Source organism: Proteus sp. G2669 (assembly GCF_009915245.1).
GTDB lineage: Bacteria > Pseudomonadota > Gammaproteobacteria > Enterobacterales > Enterobacteriaceae > Proteus.
In genome coordinates this window covers 14,318-31,807 of record NZ_JAABLX010000039.1, presented here as the reverse complement: position 1 = coordinate 31,807, position 17,490 = coordinate 14,318, and the positions used below count along the sequence as shown (strand labels likewise).

The 17,490-nt window shown below is 38.1% G+C and carries 16 protein-coding genes; 15 read left to right on the top strand and 1 reads right to left on the bottom strand.

Going from position 1 to position 17,490, the window contains the following annotated elements:
* The 12 genes from mltG to umoD all read left to right on the top strand — a co-directional run bounded on the left by mltG (position 1) and on the right by umoD (position 10,533).
* On the top strand, positions 1–1,023 hold the full coding sequence (mltG, locus tag GWI68_RS10015) for an endolytic transglycosylase MltG (protein WP_166540176.1): 1,023 nt from the start codon (positions 1–3) through the stop codon (positions 1,021–1,023).
* 2 nt (positions 1,024–1,025) lie between these two features.
* Complete coding sequence (gene tmk, locus GWI68_RS10010; protein WP_166540175.1) at positions 1,026–1,673, top strand: dTMP kinase; 648 nt, start codon at positions 1,026–1,028, stop codon at positions 1,671–1,673.
* Positions 1,670–2,647: a DNA polymerase III subunit delta' gene (gene holB, locus GWI68_RS10005; protein ID WP_166540174.1), complete on the top strand. Its 978-nt coding sequence runs from the start codon at positions 1,670–1,672 to the stop codon at positions 2,645–2,647. The genes tmk and holB overlap by 4 nt, the downstream gene beginning before the upstream one ends.
* Positions 2,648–2,731: 84 nt before the next feature.
* Complete coding sequence (locus GWI68_RS10000) at positions 2,732–3,517, top strand: metal-dependent hydrolase (RefSeq protein WP_166540173.1); 786 nt, start codon at positions 2,732–2,734, stop codon at positions 3,515–3,517.
* Between the two features lie 42 nt (positions 3,518–3,559).
* The gene (hinT, locus tag GWI68_RS09995) at positions 3,560–3,910 is read left to right on the top strand and encodes a purine nucleoside phosphoramidase (protein WP_098943364.1); all 351 of its coding nucleotides are present in this window, start codon (positions 3,560–3,562) and stop codon (positions 3,908–3,910) included.
* 39 nt (positions 3,911–3,949) lie between these two features.
* Complete coding sequence (locus GWI68_RS09990; protein ID WP_072069893.1) at positions 3,950–4,351, top strand: YcfL family protein; 402 nt, start codon at positions 3,950–3,952, stop codon at positions 4,349–4,351.
* Between the two features lie 17 nt (positions 4,352–4,368).
* A complete protein-coding gene (locus GWI68_RS09985; protein WP_166540172.1) occupies positions 4,369–4,950 on the top strand; it encodes a penicillin-binding protein activator LpoB in 582 nt (193 codons plus the stop codon).
* Positions 4,928–5,827 carry a phosphotransferase gene (locus GWI68_RS09980; RefSeq protein WP_166540171.1) on the top strand — a complete coding sequence of 300 codons (900 nt, stop codon included), beginning with the start codon at positions 4,928–4,930 and terminating at the stop codon, positions 5,825–5,827. Before GWI68_RS09985 ends, GWI68_RS09980 begins: the two co-directional genes overlap by 23 nt.
* A 38-nt stretch (positions 5,828–5,865) precedes the next feature.
* On the top strand, positions 5,866–6,885 hold the full coding sequence (nagZ, locus tag GWI68_RS09975; RefSeq protein ID WP_072069890.1) for a beta-N-acetylhexosaminidase: 1,020 nt from the start codon (positions 5,866–5,868) through the stop codon (positions 6,883–6,885).
* On the top strand, positions 6,882–7,421 hold the full coding sequence (gene ycfP, locus GWI68_RS09970; RefSeq protein ID WP_109409372.1) for an alpha/beta hydrolase YcfP: 540 nt from the start codon (positions 6,882–6,884) through the stop codon (positions 7,419–7,421). Before nagZ ends, ycfP begins: the two co-directional genes overlap by 4 nt.
* 449 nt (positions 7,422–7,870) lie before the next feature.
* The gene (locus GWI68_RS09965) at positions 7,871–9,178 is read left to right on the top strand and encodes an NAD(P)/FAD-dependent oxidoreductase (protein WP_166540170.1); all 1,308 of its coding nucleotides are present in this window, start codon (positions 7,871–7,873) and stop codon (positions 9,176–9,178) included.
* A gap of 854 nt (positions 9,179–10,032) precedes the next feature.
* The gene (umoD, locus tag GWI68_RS09960; protein ID WP_109409370.1) at positions 10,033–10,533 is read left to right on the top strand and encodes a flagellar biogenesis regulator UmoD; all 501 of its coding nucleotides are present in this window, start codon (positions 10,033–10,035) and stop codon (positions 10,531–10,533) included.
* Between the two features lie 86 nt (positions 10,534–10,619).
* On the opposite strand, the gene mfd is transcribed toward umoD, so the two are convergent.
* The gene (mfd, locus tag GWI68_RS09955) at positions 10,620–14,063 is read right to left on the bottom strand and encodes a transcription-repair coupling factor (RefSeq protein ID WP_166540169.1); all 3,444 of its coding nucleotides are present in this window, start codon (positions 14,061–14,063) and stop codon (positions 10,620–10,622) included.
* A 193-nt stretch (positions 14,064–14,256) separates the two neighbouring features.
* On the opposite strand from mfd, the gene lolC reads away from it, so the two are divergent.
* Genes lolC through lolE form a run of 3 tightly spaced genes read left to right on the top strand, consistent with a single transcriptional unit; the run spans position 14,257 to position 17,457 of the window.
* On the top strand, positions 14,257–15,459 hold the full coding sequence (gene lolC / locus GWI68_RS09950) for a lipoprotein-releasing ABC transporter permease subunit LolC (protein WP_166540168.1): 1,203 nt from the start codon (positions 14,257–14,259) through the stop codon (positions 15,457–15,459).
* A gap of 46 nt (positions 15,460–15,505) precedes the next feature.
* A complete protein-coding gene (lolD, locus tag GWI68_RS09945; RefSeq protein WP_227336949.1) occupies positions 15,506–16,210 on the top strand; it encodes a lipoprotein-releasing ABC transporter ATP-binding protein LolD in 705 nt (234 codons plus the stop codon).
* Positions 16,210–17,457: a lipoprotein-releasing ABC transporter permease subunit LolE gene (lolE, locus tag GWI68_RS09940; RefSeq protein WP_109409367.1), complete on the top strand. Its 1,248-nt coding sequence runs from the start codon at positions 16,210–16,212 to the stop codon at positions 17,455–17,457. Before lolD ends, lolE begins: the two co-directional genes overlap by 1 nt.
* Positions 17,458–17,490: the final 33 nt, after the last annotated feature.

The window sequence follows — 17,490 nt, the reverse complement described above, 5'->3', positions numbered from 1 at the left end:
ATGAAGATAAAAAAAATAGTATGGATAGTTTTTTTTGCCTTATTAATTAGTATCGGTGCAATTGCGTTGTATATGATGCAACATATTCGTGGTTTAGAAGAAAATGTTGTTGTAAAGCAAGATGAAATGCTACTCACAGTGCCGGCAGGAACAGGGCGCGTAGCCATGGAACAACTGCTAATAAACAATAATCTACTTAACCAAGGCGATTATTTTCAAATTTTACTAAAAGTAAAACCAGAGCTTAGCCAATTTAAAGCAGGTACATATCGCTTAACAAAAGGTATGTCTTTACGTGACGTTTTATTGTTGATCAAAAGTGGTAAAGAGGCTCAATTTACGATCCGTTTTATTGAAGGTAGCCGTTTACAAGACTGGCAATCTATTTTTGAACAAGCTCCGCAACTTACGACTGTCGCACATACAATGGATAGCGACAAATTACGTGAAGAAATAGGGATAAAACCTGAAATTGCTAACCTAGAAGGTTGGTTTGCACCAGATACATACCATTACACGGCAGGTACAACAGATGTCGCAATTTTAAAGCGTGCTTACCAACAAATGGAAAAAACATTAGAAGAAGAGTGGATTAAACGCGATAGTGACCTACCGTATAAATCGGCTTATGAAATGCTTATCATGGCATCAATTATTGAAAAAGAGACGGGTATTGATGCAGAAAGAACAAAGGTCGCGTCTGTATTTATTAATCGACTAAAAACAAATATGAGATTACAGACCGATCCTACCGTGATTTATGGCTTAGGTGATAAATACAGAGGTACAATTTATCGCAGTGATTTAAATGGTTATACCCCTTATAACACGTATCAAATCGATGGATTGCCACCAACACCAATTGCAATGCCTAGTGTTGCTTCAATCAGAGCCGCCGCACATCCAGCAGATACACGTTATCTCTATTTTGTTGCGGATGGAACGGGTGGTCATAAATTTTCAACCACACTTAATGAACATAATAAAGCTGTCGCACAATATCGACGCTTACAACAAAGATAATTATGAATAACAGTAAATTTATTGTAATTGAAGGATTAGAAGGCGCTGGAAAAACCAGTGCAATTCAAACCGTTATTAATACATTAAAAGAAAAAAACATCACCAACTTAGCATTTACCCGTGAACCGGGTGGCACCCCACTTGCCGAAAAATTACGAGAGCTTATTAAGCAAGGTATTGAGGGGGAGAAAGTTACCGATAAAGCGGAGCTGTTAATGCTATATGCTGCGCGTGTTCAGCTTGTTGAGAACGTGATTAAACCCGCGCTAGCAGAAGGTAAATGGGTAATTGGCGATAGACACGATCTCTCTTCACAAGCCTATCAAGGTGGTGGCCGTGGCTTAGATAAAGATCTTATGCTGTCACTTCGTAATACGGTTCTTGGTGATTTTCGTCCAGACTTAACGTTATATCTTGATTTAGATCCAGCTATAGGGCTGGCAAGAGCACGTGCTAGAGGTGAATTAGACCGAATTGAAAAAGAGTCAATGGACTTTTTTTATCGTACACGTGAACGTTATCAGGCATTGACCAAAGGTGATGACTCTATTATTACAATAGATGCATCTCAAACTATCGATAAAGTTCAAGCGGATATTCGCCAAGCACTCACTACATGGCTAGCCCAGCAGGAAAATAAAGCATTATGAATTGGTATCCTTGGCTAAATCAGGCATATCGGCAACTTATTAGCATGTATCAAGAAGGACGAGGTCATCATGCTCTGCTTTTACATGCAACCGAAGGAATGGGGGCTGATGCTCTCTCTTATGGATTAAGTCGTTGGTTAATGTGTCAGAATAAACAGGGATTAAAAAGCTGTAATGAGTGCCACAGTTGTCGCTTGATGCTTGCTGAAACACATCCTGATTGGCATCTTTTACAAAATGAAAAGGGCAAGACATCTATTGGCGTAGAAGCCGTTAGAAAAGTGACAGAGAAACTGGAGCAACATGCCCAGCAAAGCGGTGCAAGAGTCGTTTGGATAAAAGAGGTTGAAGCCTTAACTGAGGCTGCTGCAAATGCATTGCTCAAAACGTTAGAAGAGCCGCCTAAAAATACGTATTTTTTACTTAATTGCCAGCAACCTGAAGTTTTGTTAGCCACTTTGCGTAGCCGTTGTTTTTATTATCATTTAGCCACGCCTGATCATCAGCATGCTATACACTGGATACAACAGCAGTTGCCGAATGTCCCTTATGCTAATAGTGTAACTGCGTTGAATTTATCACAGAATGCACCAATAGCGGCGCTTTCATTACTGAAAGATGAATGGCAAGAAAGAGAAACTTTTTGCCAAGCGTTATATTCAAGTTTGCAACAACGTGATTTATTTGGATTTCTTCCGCAGTTAAATCAAGATAATGTAGATCGTCGCTTGTATTGGTTGCTATCACTTTTACTCGATGCATTAAAGTATCAAACAAATGCACAAGCTTATTGTATCAACCAAGATCAACAACCTTTAATTATGGCGTTATCACAATCACCTTCAAATATTGTGTTAGCCATTATTGATGGATGGAAACAGTGTCGTTATCAACTAATGACCATTCCAGCCCTGAATAAAGAATTATTACTAGCAGAACAGTTGCTAGATTGGGAAAATCAGTTAGCAATATAACATTAATTAGCAACACAAATTTAATTGTGAGCTAGCTGTAATAAAAAACACCTATAAGTCATACCAGATAAATGAGAGTACGTTATGTTTTTAGTTGATTCACACTGCCATCTCGACAGCTTAGATTATGAAAAACTACATGAAAATATTGATGATGTTGTCGAAAAAGCACAGCAGCGTGATGTTCAATATATGTTAGCTGTAGCAACAACTTTGCCGGGGTTCAAGAATATGCGTGAACTTATCGGCAAACGTGACAATATTGCATTCTCTTGTGGTATTCATCCCTTGAATTTAGACGAAGGGTACGACGTTGAAGAATTAGCGCACTTAGCTGCTGCGCCTGATGTTGTGGCGTTAGGTGAAACAGGGCTAGATTACTATTACCAGCAAGAAAATGCAGCATTACAGCGTGAAATTTTCCGTGAACATATCCGTATTGGCCGACAAGTTAACAAACCCGTTATCGTGCATACTCGTAGCGCACGCGAAGATACGTTATCGATTTTAAAAGAAGAGAACGTGCAAGATTGTGGTGGTGTATTACATTGTTTTACTGAAGATAAAGAAACGGCAACAGCATTACTAGATCTTGGAATGTATATCTCTTTTTCAGGTATTGTGACATTTAGAAATGCAGAACAAATTAGAGAAGCTGCACGTATTGTTCCTCTTGATAGAATTTTAGTTGAAACAGATTCCCCATATTTAGCGCCAGTTCCTCATCGTGGCAAAGAAAATCAACCTGCTTATGTTCGTGACGTTGCGGAATATATGGCTGTATTAAAAGGGGTGAGTGTTGAAGAGTTAGCGCAACAAACAACGCGCAATTTTGCTAAGCTCTTTCATATTCAAAACTTACCTGCTTAATTGAATTAATCAGGAATTAAAATAAATAATAAGGTGATGGAAATGGCAGAAGAAACAATTTTCAGTAAAATTATTCGTGGTGAAATTCCGGCTAACATTGTTTTTCAAGATGATACAGTCACTGCATTTCGTGATATTTCGCCACAAGCACCCACGCATATTTTGATTATTCCTAATAAACTTATTCCTACGGTGAATGATGTTACTGTTGAAGATGAACAAGTGTTAGGACACCTGTTTGTTGTTGCCGCAAAAATAGCTCAACAAGAAGGTATTGCTGAAGATGGTTATCGTCTAGTGATGAACTGCAATAAACATGGTGGACAAGAAGTTTTCCATATTCACATGCATTTATTAGGTGGAAAACCATTAGGGCCATTATTAAGTCAATGATCGATATGATGCTAAAAGCGAGATAACAGGAAGTAATACATGATAAGACAAAGTAAGGCTATTTACTCATTACTTATCGCTATGTGTATGACGACATTGCTCTCTGGGTGTTTATCATCTCATTCAGATAATAAACTCTATTTTAATCGTCAGCAGGCTATTATTATGGAGCCTTCGGTCTTAGCCGTGGGAATTGTGGCGGGACAACCGATCCTTGAACACCATACTAACGGCACAAGAGCGACAGTTATGCTGTCAAATACACAATCTTACCCTGTTTCAATTCGCTATCGCTTTTATTGGTATAACGAACAAGGGCTTGAAGTATCTCCTGCTGGACATGTAAATGATGTGACTATCCTTGGTGATGGAGATACGGAAATTAGCGCCGATGTTCCAGATAAAACCATTAGTTATGTCAGAGTTTATCTTTTTACTTAGGATAAGGTAACGCGAGTATGAAAAGACTTCTATTTGTGGCGATGTCTGTGTTTTTATTAGCGGGTTGTCCGTCTATGTTGCCACAACAACCGCCCGTACCTGTGGAGCCGGTTACACCCATTGAGCCGGTAGAGCCACCTAAACCCATAGAACCACCAATTGAAGTAGTACCAACTCCACCTAAAATCACCAGTATTAATTGGAATAATGTGGTGACACCTTTAATTAGAGATATGGCAGTCACTGACGATTTAGAAACGGGTAAATTAATTGTTATTGATAATGTCAAAAATAATTCAGGTGGAAACATCCAAGCAGTAAATGCAACCAATACAATTATAGAATCAGTTAATAGTATTAGTTCATTGCAAACTGTACCTTACGCACAAATGATGTCAGCACGAAAAGCGCTTGGTTTATCAGGAGAGGACAGTTTAGGTCTTCGTAGTGCTGCTATTGGGTTAGCGCGTCATTTAACAGCAGATTATATTTTATTCTCAACGGTTGATGGCAAAAAAGATAACCGTGTTATTAGTATGCAACTAATGTCAGTTTCTTCTGGCGAAATTCTTTGGAATGGACGCAACAAGGTTGAGTGATCGGTATGACTCAAGTTTACTTAATGCCTTGCAAACACTTTTTCCTGCAAAGGCATTAAGTAAATGGAGGATAACAGCATTAACAGGATTAGGCGGCGGTTCTTTTCGTGTGCAATATGCTGATATTGATTGGATTGCTCGCTACTACGGAGATGAAAGAAAAGGACTTTATGTACACGGAAGAAAAGAATACGCCATTTTAAAACAGCTGGCAGGTTGTGATTTATCCCCTGAAGTTGCAACACGCTATGGAGAATGGTTTTTTCTTCACTGGTTACCCGGTGAGCACCTTACCCATCAATCACTTTTTAGTGCCTATTTAAAGCCATTAGCTGAAAAAATAGCAACGTTACATCAGCAAACACCGTTTGGTTTTCCTCTTAATTTAAATCATGAGTTATCTCTTTATTGGCAAAGGATCGATAGAAAACGGTTATCCGCTAAATGGCTACGCTTACAACAACATTTTTTACGTCAACCTCAACGAAATCTCATAAAATACGCGCCAGCTCACATGGATTTGCACGTTGAGAATATTCTTCTTAGTGATTCAGGTATAAAATTTATCGATTGGGAATATGCGGCAGATATTGATACGGCTGATTCATTAATGACGTTCTTTGCCACAAATCAATTAGATGAAACGCAACAAACGGCATTTTTAGATTATTATTGTGCGTATCATTGTCATTATACAAAGCAAAAAGAGGTTTACTCTTATTCTGCCAGAGAGTTAAGAAAGCGTATTCTTTCAAGAGAACCATTCATTTTTTATATGATGCTAATGTGGTATGAAGTCCGTTGGCAACAAACAAAAAATGGATCATTTTTAATAATGTCTGAACCTTTACGTCGTTATTTTAGTCTGACGAATTAAAGACATTATCTTGTCACAATTACAAAGAGAGGAATGTTATGGGTCCAGTAATGCTTGATGTTGAAGGATATGAACTCGATAGTGAAGAGCGTGAAATTTTAAAACATCCTCTTGTCGGTGGATTAATCCTTTTTACCCGCAACTTCCACGATGCTGAACAATTAAATGAATTAGTCCGTCAAATTCGTGATGCATCTCATGAACGACTGGTGATTGCCGTCGACCAAGAAGGTGGGCGGGTACAACGTTTCCGCGATGGTTTTACACGGATACCCGCGGCGCAATCCTATGCAGCATTAAATGAAAGCTATCAAGCTAGCCATTTAGCACAAGAAGCAGGATGGTTAATGGCGTCAGAAATGATTGCTATGGATATTGATATCAGTTTTGCACCAGTTCTTGATTTAGGCCATAACTGTATTGCGATTGGTGAGCGTTCTTTCCATGATTCTCCTGAAATTGCGATGACAATGGCAGAAAGCTTTATTAAAGGCATGCGTTCAGCGGGTATGAAATCAACAGGTAAACACTTCCCAGGACATGGGGCTGTAAGAGCTGATTCTCACAAAGAAACTCCTCGTGACGATCGCTCTTTAAATGATATTCGCCAACGTGATATGTCAATTTTTAAAGATTTTATTCAGCGTCAATTATTAGATGCGATTATGCCAGCCCATGTTATCTATTCTCAAGTTGATGATCGTCCAGCAAGTGGTTCATCCTACTGGTTGAAATCAATTCTACGAGAACAACTTGGTTTCCAAGGCGTTATTTTCTCTGATGATTTATCCATGGAAGGTGCTGCTATTATGGGAAGTTACGCAGAAAGAGCGCAGCGCTCCCTTGATGCGGGTTGTGATATGCTTTTAGTGTGTAATAACCGAAAAGGTGCTGTGAGTGTGTTAGATAACCTGTCCTCAGTCAAAGCAGAACGTATTTCCACATTGTACCATCACCGTGGTCGTTACACATTGAGTGAGCTACAAACTTCTGATCGCTGGAAAAAAGCGAATCAGTTGCTGACCCAATTACAGGAGCAATGGCAGGAGCGCGCATGATTATATATTTACATGGTTTTGATTCCACAAGTCCTGGAAATCATGAGAAGGTTTTACAGCTACAGTTTATTGATCCTGATGTTCGTTTTCTAAGTTACAGTACCTTGCATCCTCGTCATGATATGCAACATTTGCTGAAAGAAACGGATAAAGTGATTAAATCCACTAAAGAGCCCGTATTAATTTGCGGTGTTGGGTTAGGGGGATATTGGGCAGAGCGTATTGGTTTCTTATGTAATATTCGTCAGGTAATGATTAATCCTAATCTTTTTCCTTATGAAAACATGACTGATAAGATCGACAGGCCTGAAGAGTATTTAGATATCGCAACGAAATGTATTAAAGATTTTCGTTCTAAAAATAAAGATAATGCTTTAGTGATTTTATCCCGCAATGATGAGAGCTTAGATAATCAGCGTTCTGCTGATGAATTATCACCTTATTATTCGGTGATTTGGGATGAAGTGCAGACGCATAAATTTAAGAGTCTCTCTGAACATCTATTTAAAATTAAAGCATTTTATAGCAAAAATTAAGATCAAAATCGCTTCTGAAAAATGGGTGGTTTTCCATCCATTTTTATTTCTACCCGCCTAAGATTTTTATCTCTTTCTTAACGCCTTCAACTTTAGAACGATTGTTTTAAGATGAAATTTTCATCATCTAATGATCAGAGTCTGTTTTATTACGCTAACGTCTCTTTTTATACCTTAACTTTTGTATTCATTTGAAAATTCCATTATCCATATCTTTATGGTGGTTATTTAAACATCAAAAAAAGGCACGTTATCGTCGATTTCTTCAAAAAAGAGATATGAATATTCAACTGTTTTTGATATAAATCAACTTTGGTATGACCATCTTTCCAATTACTTTGTTTAAGAACAAAAATAACAGCCGAAACGATTTAACTGTCGTTATATAAGTAGATTTCACCAAGGCTATTTAAATAACAACAGTAAATATCTTTATGGAGTGACGTTAAATGTCATTAACAAAAATTGTTATTGTCGGTGGTGGCGCTGGTGGCTTGGAACTTGCGACAAAATTAGGCAATAAATTAGGCCGCAGCAAAAAAGCAGAAATTACCTTAGTTGATCGTAATAATAGCCATTTATGGAAACCGTTATTACATGAAGTAGCGACTGGCTCTTTAGACGATGGAGTTGATGCACTAAGTTATTTAGCTCATGGTTATAACCATCATTTCAACTTCCAATTAGGTTCGCTTATGGGGCTTGATCGCGAACAAAAAAATATTACATTAGCAGCTATCTATGATGAAGACCAAGAATTGCTCGTCCCTGAACGTACGCTTGATTATGATATTTTAGTCATGGCATTGGGCAGTAAATCGAATGATTTTGGTACTCCAGGCATTAAAGAAAACTGCATTTTCTTAGATAGCCCGCAGCAAGCTCATCGTTTCCATAATGAAATGCTGAATTTATTCTTGAAATATTCAGCTGATGCTAATGCACAAGCTGAAGATCGCAAAGTGAATATCGCTATTGTTGGCGGTGGTGCAACGGGTGTTGAACTTTCTGCTGAATTACACAATGCAGTGCGCCAACTAAATAGTTATGGATTAAAAAAATTAGCACCTTCTGCGTTAAATATCACTTTAGTTGAAGCAGGAGAGCGAATTCTTCCTGCATTACCAGTGCGTATTTCGAGCGCAGCACATCAGGAATTAACAAAATTAGGTGTGCGAGTCATGACCAAAACTATGGTCACAAGTGCAGATGAAGGTGGATTAAACACTAAAGAGGGTGAGCATATTGATGCTGACTTAATGGTGTGGGCGGCAGGTATTAAAGCACCTGATTTTATGAAAGAGATCGCAGGCCTAGAAACCAATCGTATTAATCAATTAGTTGTTAAGCCGACTTTGCAAACAACTTTAGACGGATCGATTTTTGCTATTGGTGACTGTGCATCATGCCCTCGTAAAGAAGGTGGCTTTGTTCCACCAAGAGCACAATCTGCACATCAAATGGCGAGTCGCTGTTATAGTAATATTATCGCAATGTTAAAAGATAAGCCGTTAAAAGATTATGTGTTTACCGATCACGGTTCATTAGTTTCTCTTTCTAAATTTAGTACGGTAGGAAGTTTAATGGGCAATTTGATGAAAGGTGACATGATGATCGAAGGGCGGATTGCTCGGATTGTTTACATCTCTTTATATCGAATGCATCAAATTGCATTACATGGTTATATCAAGACAGGGCTTATGATGTTGGTTGGTTCTATCAACAGAGTGATCAGACCTAAGCTAAAACTTCATTAATTTATCTTTTGCTTTGTAAGTAAGACAAAAGTTATCTTTTTAAACCCTCATATTATATGAGGGTTTTTTATCTGTTTTTTCTTTCAAATTAAATAATTAAATGAGAATATCTAAATAAGATAAAAAATCTCAGCATAAATGACTAGATGATTTATCTGTTTATATCAAAAATAACCAATAACTCTAAAGCTCAATAAGACAATAGTAAATATTATTTTATCATTAAGATTAAATGAGTAATATTAAAGTCCAGATCTGTTTTTGATTATTATGCTAAACTATTTAAGACTTTTCTTAAATAAAAAATGATGTTTAATTCATTAATTTATCAAATAAAGTGTTATGGTATTTCTCTAATTTGTATTAAAAATATAATAAGTAAAAAGTGTTAAATGTAAGCTTAACTTGTTATTTTTACTCAATTTTAATTGATTAAAATATTTTCATAAGCCTTTGGGATAATTTTTAAAATATGAATATAAAATGAAATGCCACATATTTCTAAGCAACAATTGTTAACCTCGTGTTATCATAATGATGTATTATAAATAGTATGACGATTTTAATTTTTTCAGAAAAATAAATTAAGAACACGCTTAATATAATAGGTAAATTCTAAAAAAGTGGTGGTACTTATTTAATTAAGTAATTAAAACAGAAATAAGTGGTGTATTTAACATGTCATAAATACGTGGTTTGCTTATTATGCTAATCAGCATGGATGTTGAATTAAGCTATCAGATAGAGAATTCATTTATTGAATACTAAATATATTAGCCAGTTATCGTGAAAAAAATGGCTTTGTATTGCACATCTGTAGCAATTAAGGATAAAACAGATAAAAAGGGGTAAAAGTGAGTGTTGATGTCAGAAAGTACACACTGATAGGACTAATCATTGCATTAGCTATTCTTTTATTTATTGCATGGAGGTGGGTATTTCCCCAGCCTCAATTTGCTCATGTCGTTTCCGCTACACCGATTAAATCAACAGTATTTGTGACAGAAGAGTACTGTCATCGAATCGGTTTACCAACACCTTTTACACCCGAAAAATTGTCACGATTTCATCCGGCAGAGCAAGAATGCCGTGTGTTTTATATGATTGAAGCACTTAATAACAGCAATATCGCAAATTTCCCTTATCCTCAATTCAAAGAGTGTATTCCGATTTATCGACAAGAACGTAGAATTGTAGGTTATGATGTACTTTACACTATTGATGGCACGCCGGGTAAAGTGCGCACCACGTTTAAACCTGGCGAAGTTATTGCTTTAGACGCTGATGGTAGGCTGATCTTAGAACAAGAACCCTATTGTTCAATGAATGAAAAAATTCCTTGCCGTAAAGACTAATACCAATAATATAAAAAGGCGTAATGAAGGAAAAAATCACTTCAGTTACGCCTTTTTATTAGCTTAAGTAACGGTTAGCTCTTGCGTTATTTCATCTTATGATCATCGAATGAGCTTAACATATCATCAATAAAAGTAAGACGTTTTTCACGTTCAGCTAAATCAATAATAAACTTCAATTTAGATGGGCCATCTAAGCGGAAAACAGCAGGTTGTTCTTGAAGCAAACTAATCAAATAGCCCGGATCAACCTTGTTTTTCTCGCCAAATTCAATAAATCCACCTTTGTCATGGGCTTCAATACGAGTAATACCAAGGCCCATAGCGTTTAAACGAATAGCTGCATTACGCAGTAAATAACGACCAGCATCAGGTAATTTACCAAATCTATCAATTAACTCTGCTCTTAAATCATTAAGTTCATTTAAATCAATCGCACTTGCAATTCGTTTATAGAATGAGAGTCTGACATTTACATCTGGAATGTAATCATCAGGCAATAAGACGGGCATTCTTAATTCAATTTCAGTTTGTTGATTAGTAAGATCTTCAAGCGATGGCTCTCTGCCATCTTTAAGAGCTTCTACCGCGCTTTCTAATAATTCCATATAAAGTGAGAAGCCTACGGTATTCATTTGACCGCTTTGTTCTTCACCAAGTAATTCTCCTGCACCTCTAATTTCCAAATCATGTGTTGCCAATGCAAAACCTGCGCCCAGATCTTCCAGTGAAGCAATTGCCTCTAAACGTTTATGAGCATCTTTTGTCATAGCTTTAGGGTGTGGTGTTAACAAATAAGCATAAGCTTGATGATGAGAACGACCTACACGACCACGTAACTGATGTAATTGTGCTAAACCAAAGTGATCGGCACGCTCAATAATAATGGTGTTCGCGCTAGGTATATCAATACCTGTTTCGATGATGGTAGTGCAAAGTAACACATTAAAACGTTGATGGTGGAAATCATTCATCACACGCTCAAGGTCACGTTCACGCATTTGTCCGTGACCAATTCCAATACGTGCCTCTGGTACGAGTGCAGCTAGTCTTTCACGCGCTTTTTCAATATTTTCAACATCGTTATACAAATAATAAACTTGTCCACCACGTAATGTTTCACGCAAGATGGCTTCTCGCACCACTAAATCATCATATTCCCGCACAAAGGTTTTCACAGATAAACGGCGTGCAGGTGGCGTTGCGATAATAGAAAGATCACGCATACCACTCATGGCCATATTTAACGTGCGAGGAATAGGCGTTGCTGTCAGTGTTAAAATATCTACATTAGCACGCATGGCTTTAATGCGTTCTTTGTGGCGAACGCCAAAGCGATGCTCCTCATCAACAATGAGTAGCCCTAAATCTTTCCAGTGAATGCTAGGCTGTAGTAATTTGTGTGTACCAATGACGATATCAACAGTACCTTCAGCCAGTTTTTCTGTAATTTGTTGCTGTTCTTTTGCACTACGAAAACGCGAGATCATCTCAATATTAACGGGCCAATTGGCAAAACGATCGCGGAAATTATCAAAATGCTGCTGAGCCAATAGGGTGGTTGGGACTAAAATTGCAACTTGTTTATTATTGTTAACCGCGAGGAATGCAGCGCGCATTGCCACTTCTGTTTTACCAAAACCAACATCACCACAGACTAATCTATCCATTGAAATAGCTTGGCACATATCACTTAATACGGCATTGATCGCTGTTTCTTGATCGGGGGTAGTTTCAAAAGGAAAGCTTTGTCGGAATGCGTGATACTGCTCTTTATCCATTTTAAAGGCAAAGCCCGTTTTTATTTCACGCTGGGCATAAACATCTAACAGTTCTGCTGCAACATCACGGACTTTTTCAGCCGCTTTTTGACGAGCTCTTACCCATGCATCGCCCCCCAATTTATGTAAAGGGGCATTTTCATCAGCACCACCGGAATAACGACTGATTAAATGCAATGATGAAACAGGGACATAAAGCTTGTCATTACCTGCGTAGCTTAACATTAAGTATTCAGCTTTAACGCCGCCTGCTTCTAAGGTTGTCATACCTTGATAGCGTCCAACACCATGCTGAAGATGAACAACAGGTTGGCCTATGCTTAATTCGGCAAGGTTACGAATTAAAGTATCGGTATTAATTGCTCGACGATTGTCTTGACGACGACGATTAATTCTTTCGCCTAACATATCGCTTTCACAGATCATGGCTAATTGACGATGACTATCAATAAAACCGTGTTCAGCTGCACCAATAATAAAATAGGTTCCTTTTTCTTGGGCATCTGATAACTCAATGATCTGTTTAGGGGCAATTTTTATCCGTGATAACAGTTCTTGTACCGTTTCACGTCGGCCTTCGCTCTCAACAGAGAAAATCACACTACCTGAAAATTGTTCTTGGAATCGACGTAGATTGTCTAAAGGGGATTTGCTTTGCGCGTTGATCGATAAATCAGGAAGTGGTTGATAACCTAAATTAGTTTGTCCTGCTTTTTCTGGCAATGTTTCTGTTTTAAGTTGAATTCGTGGCCACTGTTTAAGTTCTTTATTAAATTTATCAACACTGAGCCAAATATCATCAGGAGGAAGCAATGGTCGCATTGGGTCAACACGACGACTTTCAAAACGTTGGTTGATGTCTTGCCAGAACTTATCTGCGAAATCTTGTAGATCTTGCGTTACTATCAGCGTGTTTTTGGGAAAATAAGCAAATAAGTTAGATAAAGGCTGTTCAAAAAATAGCGATTGCCAATATTCAATCCCAGTAGGCAATATGTGTTTGCTGACTTGCTGATAAATATGTTCAGGATCACGTCTTACATCAAAGCGCTCACGCCACTGACTACGAAAGAGCTCAATTGCATTAGCATCTGTAGGAAATTCATGTGCGGGCAATAAATTTATTTGCTCCACTTCTATTAATGTTCTTTGGGTATCAACATCAAAAGTACGCAGGCTATCAATTTCATCATCGAAAAAATCAATACGATAAGGAAATTCACTTCCCATAGGAAATAAGTCAAGCAATGCACCGCGTGTTGCATATTCCCCGTGTTCTAACACTTGCTCTACATGGCGATATCCCGCTTCATCGAGTGTTTTACGTAAATTATCACGAGAAAGTATCTCTCCTTTTTGCATTACCAACGCATGACTTGCGAGATAATCCGTAGGGCAGACTTTCTGCATTAACGTATTGACGGGTAAGATTAAAATTCCCTTGAGAAGTGATGGAATACGGTATAGCGTAGAAAGGCGGTTTGAGATAATTTCTTGGTGAGGTGAAAAACTGTCATAAGGCAGCGTTTCCCAGTCCGATAATGTCTCTACTGGATAATCACAAAACTGACGGATTTCATCTTGTAAACGTAATGCATTTTGCATGTCACGAGTAACAAGGACGACTAATCCAGAATGACGTTTGATGATCTCTGCACATTCTAGAGCACAAGCGGCACCAGTCAGTTGACCTAGCTGGCGAGTATCCCCTTGTTTTATAGGAAGTTGATAACGATATTCTGAGGACATAAGCGTGTAATGTGAACTCTTTGTTGTAGTTAACTCCCAACACATCTTCAGCGTACTCGCTAAAGCTTAAACTGGCGGGCAGGTTAAGATAAAAGAAAAACCACAGTTTGGGAATAGAGTGGTTCCATTCAGTAAGACTACCCTTTATTATCCCTGAACACTTCGCATTAGCAACAGGAACAGCACAGATTTCATGTACAATTCTGTCTCATTTTATATAGGGCTCCGTTATATGCGGGGTCGCGTGGTCGATAAGTTCGGCCGCTTCGTCTCATGGCTATCCGCTTTAGGGATCATGTTAGGTGTAGCAGCGCTTATCACAGTGACTTCTGTCATGAATGGCTTTGAGCGTTCATTGCAAGAAAGTATTCTTGCTTATCTTCCTCAAGCCATAGTGACATCACCTAACGGACAATTACCCCGACAATCAAATATAGCCGAAAATCTACTGACGCGAGAAGGTATCATAAACGTTGTCCCTTTAGTAGAAGGTGATGTTGTTTTGCAAAGTAAAGACAATATCAGCGTTGGTGTCATGTTAGGGATTGAAAAAGCACAAGATGAACCTTTAACAAAACATATTCGTTATGGTGATTTCTCTATGCTTAAATCGGGTGAGTATGGCGTGATCTTAGGAAGTGGCTTGGCTAAACAACTGAAAGCAAAAGAAGGGGATAAAATCCGTCTGATTGTGCCAAGTGTTAGTCAACTCACTCCAATGGGAAGATTACCCAGCCAACGATTATTTACTGTTAAAGGCATTTTCCAAAGTGGTGGAGATGCTGACGCCTCTCAAATCTTAGTTAATCAACAAGATGCAGCACGTTTAATGCGTTATCAGCCGGGTAATATTACAGGATGGCGTCTTTTCTTTTCTGATCCTCTCAATATTGAAAAATACAGTGCTAAACCTTTAGCTGAAAATTTAAGCTGGAAAGATTGGCGCGAACGTAAAGGTGAATTTTTCCAGGCAGTTAAAATGGAAAAAAATATGATGGGATTATTATTAAGCTTAATTATTGCTGTGGCTGCTTTTAATATTATTACCTCACTTTCTTTATTAGTTATGGAAAAACAAGGAGAAGTGGCTATTTTGCAAACCATGGGCTTAAAACGTTCTCAGATTATGTCCATTTTTATGTTGCAAGGTGCTGGTGCAGGTATGTTAGGTGCTGTTGCTGGTGGTCTTTTGGGAGCATTACTCTCTAGCCAATTAAATACTATTATGCCGGCGGTAGGACTTATTCCACAAGGTGTTGAATTGCCTGCAACGCTTGAGTGGGGCCGTGTATTTATGATTGGCTTTGCTGCCATTATAATTTCCCTTTTATCTACTTTATACCCGTCTTGGCGGGCCGCGACTATTCAGCCAGCAGAGGCGCTACGTTATGAGTAATTCTTCTATTAATAAACAGCCAATGGCATCAGAAAAGAATATGCAAATTGACAAAAATTGTTTATTGGATTGTCACGCCCTGTGTAAACAATACCAAGACGGTACAATTTCAACCCAAGTGCTGAAATCGGTTTCATTTAAAATGGAAAAAGGTGATTTTTTAGCGATTGTGGGGAGTTCTGGTTCAGGTAAAAGTACCTTATTACATTTATTAGGTGGCTTAGATTCACCGACATCAGGTGAAGTCTTCTTTGAAGGGCAATCACTTAATACATTATCTTCTTCAGAAAAAGCCGATCTACGTAATACACAACTGGGTTTCATTTATCAATTCCATCATTTATTACCGGATTTTACTGCACTTGAAAATGTGGCAATGCCATTAATGATTGGTGGAGTTAGTGTTGTAAAGGCGAAAGAGAAAGCGATGTCTTTACTTGAAGCGGTTGGCTTAAAAGAGCGTGCTCATCATCGACCTTCAGAGCTTTCAGGTGGTGAAAGACAACGTGTTGCGATTGCAAGAGCATTGGTTAACGATCCTGCATTAGTACTTGCGGATGAGCCAACAGGTAATCTTGATCAGAAAAATGCCGAAGGTATTTTCGAGTTATTGATAAAATTAAATAAAGAGAAGCAAACGGCTTTTCTAGTGGTGACGCATGATTTATCACTGGCGGCTCGTTTTCAGCGTCAACTTGAAATGAAAGATGGTCAATTACAGCCACAAAACATGATTTCAGGAGTGAAATAATGGCGCAATTGCCACTTGCATTAGTGACAGCTTTACGTTTTTCAAGAGGGCGAAAACGTGCGGGAATGGTTTCATTAATCTCGGTTATTTCAACACTGGGTATTATGCTTGGGGTTGCTGTTTTAATTATCGGTTTAAGTGCTATGAATGGATTTGAACGCGAATTAAAAAACCGTATTTTATCTGTCGTTCCTCATGGTCAAATTTATTCAGTTGAACAGCCATTTGTACAATGGCAATCGGCATTACCTCGGATTGAAAAAACACCAGGGGTTGTCGCGGCTGCGCCGTATATCTTATTAACAGGGTTGTTAGAGAAAGGTACTGAACTAAAAGCAGTGCAAGTTATGGGCGTATCTCCTGAAAAACAAGGTGATATCAGCTTATTACCTCGCTATGTACAAAATAATGCATGGCAAGATTTTCGGGCGGGTAAGCAACAAATTATTATTGGGCAAGGTGTTGCAGACGCATTAAAAATTAAACAAGGTGATTGGCTAACGGTATTAATTCCGAATAATGATGATCCAACTAAGCTATTACAGCCTAAACGTATTCGCCTACAAGTCAGTGGCATATTTAAATTGAGTGGAATGCTTGATCACCAATTAGCATTAATTCCTCTAGCAGATGCTCAACAATATATGGATTACGGCCAAGGTATTACAGGGATTGAAGTGAAAACGGTTGATCCGTTTTTGGCTAATGAAATTATTCATAATGCAGGTTTAAATAGTGAAGAGTATGTTTATGCTAAAAGCTGGATAAGTGATTATGGCTATATGTATAGCGATATTCAAATGATCCGTAGCATTATGTATTTATCCATGATCTTAGTGATTGGTGTGGCTTGTTTTAATATTGTTTCAACACTGATTATGGCGGTAAGAGATAAAAGCAGTGATATTGCTATTTTACGTACGCTCGGCGCACGTGATAGCCATATTCGTAATATCTTTTTATGGTACGGCTTATTATCAGGCATGATTGGCTGTATTGCAGGTGTTATTTTTGGTGTGTTAGTGGCTTATAATTTGACACCTTTAGTATCTGTTATTGAATCATTAACAGGGCATAGTGTACTTTCTGGTGATGTTTATTTTGTCGATTTTCTCCCTTCAGAAGTGCATTTGATTGATGTTTTTTCTGTATTTATCACCACTGTGATCTTAAGCCTGATAGCAAGTTGGTATCCTGCTCGTCGAGCCACTAAACTAGATCCTGCAAGAATTTTAAGTGGACAATAAGTTTATTGACATACAAAGAAGAAAAAACGCTTA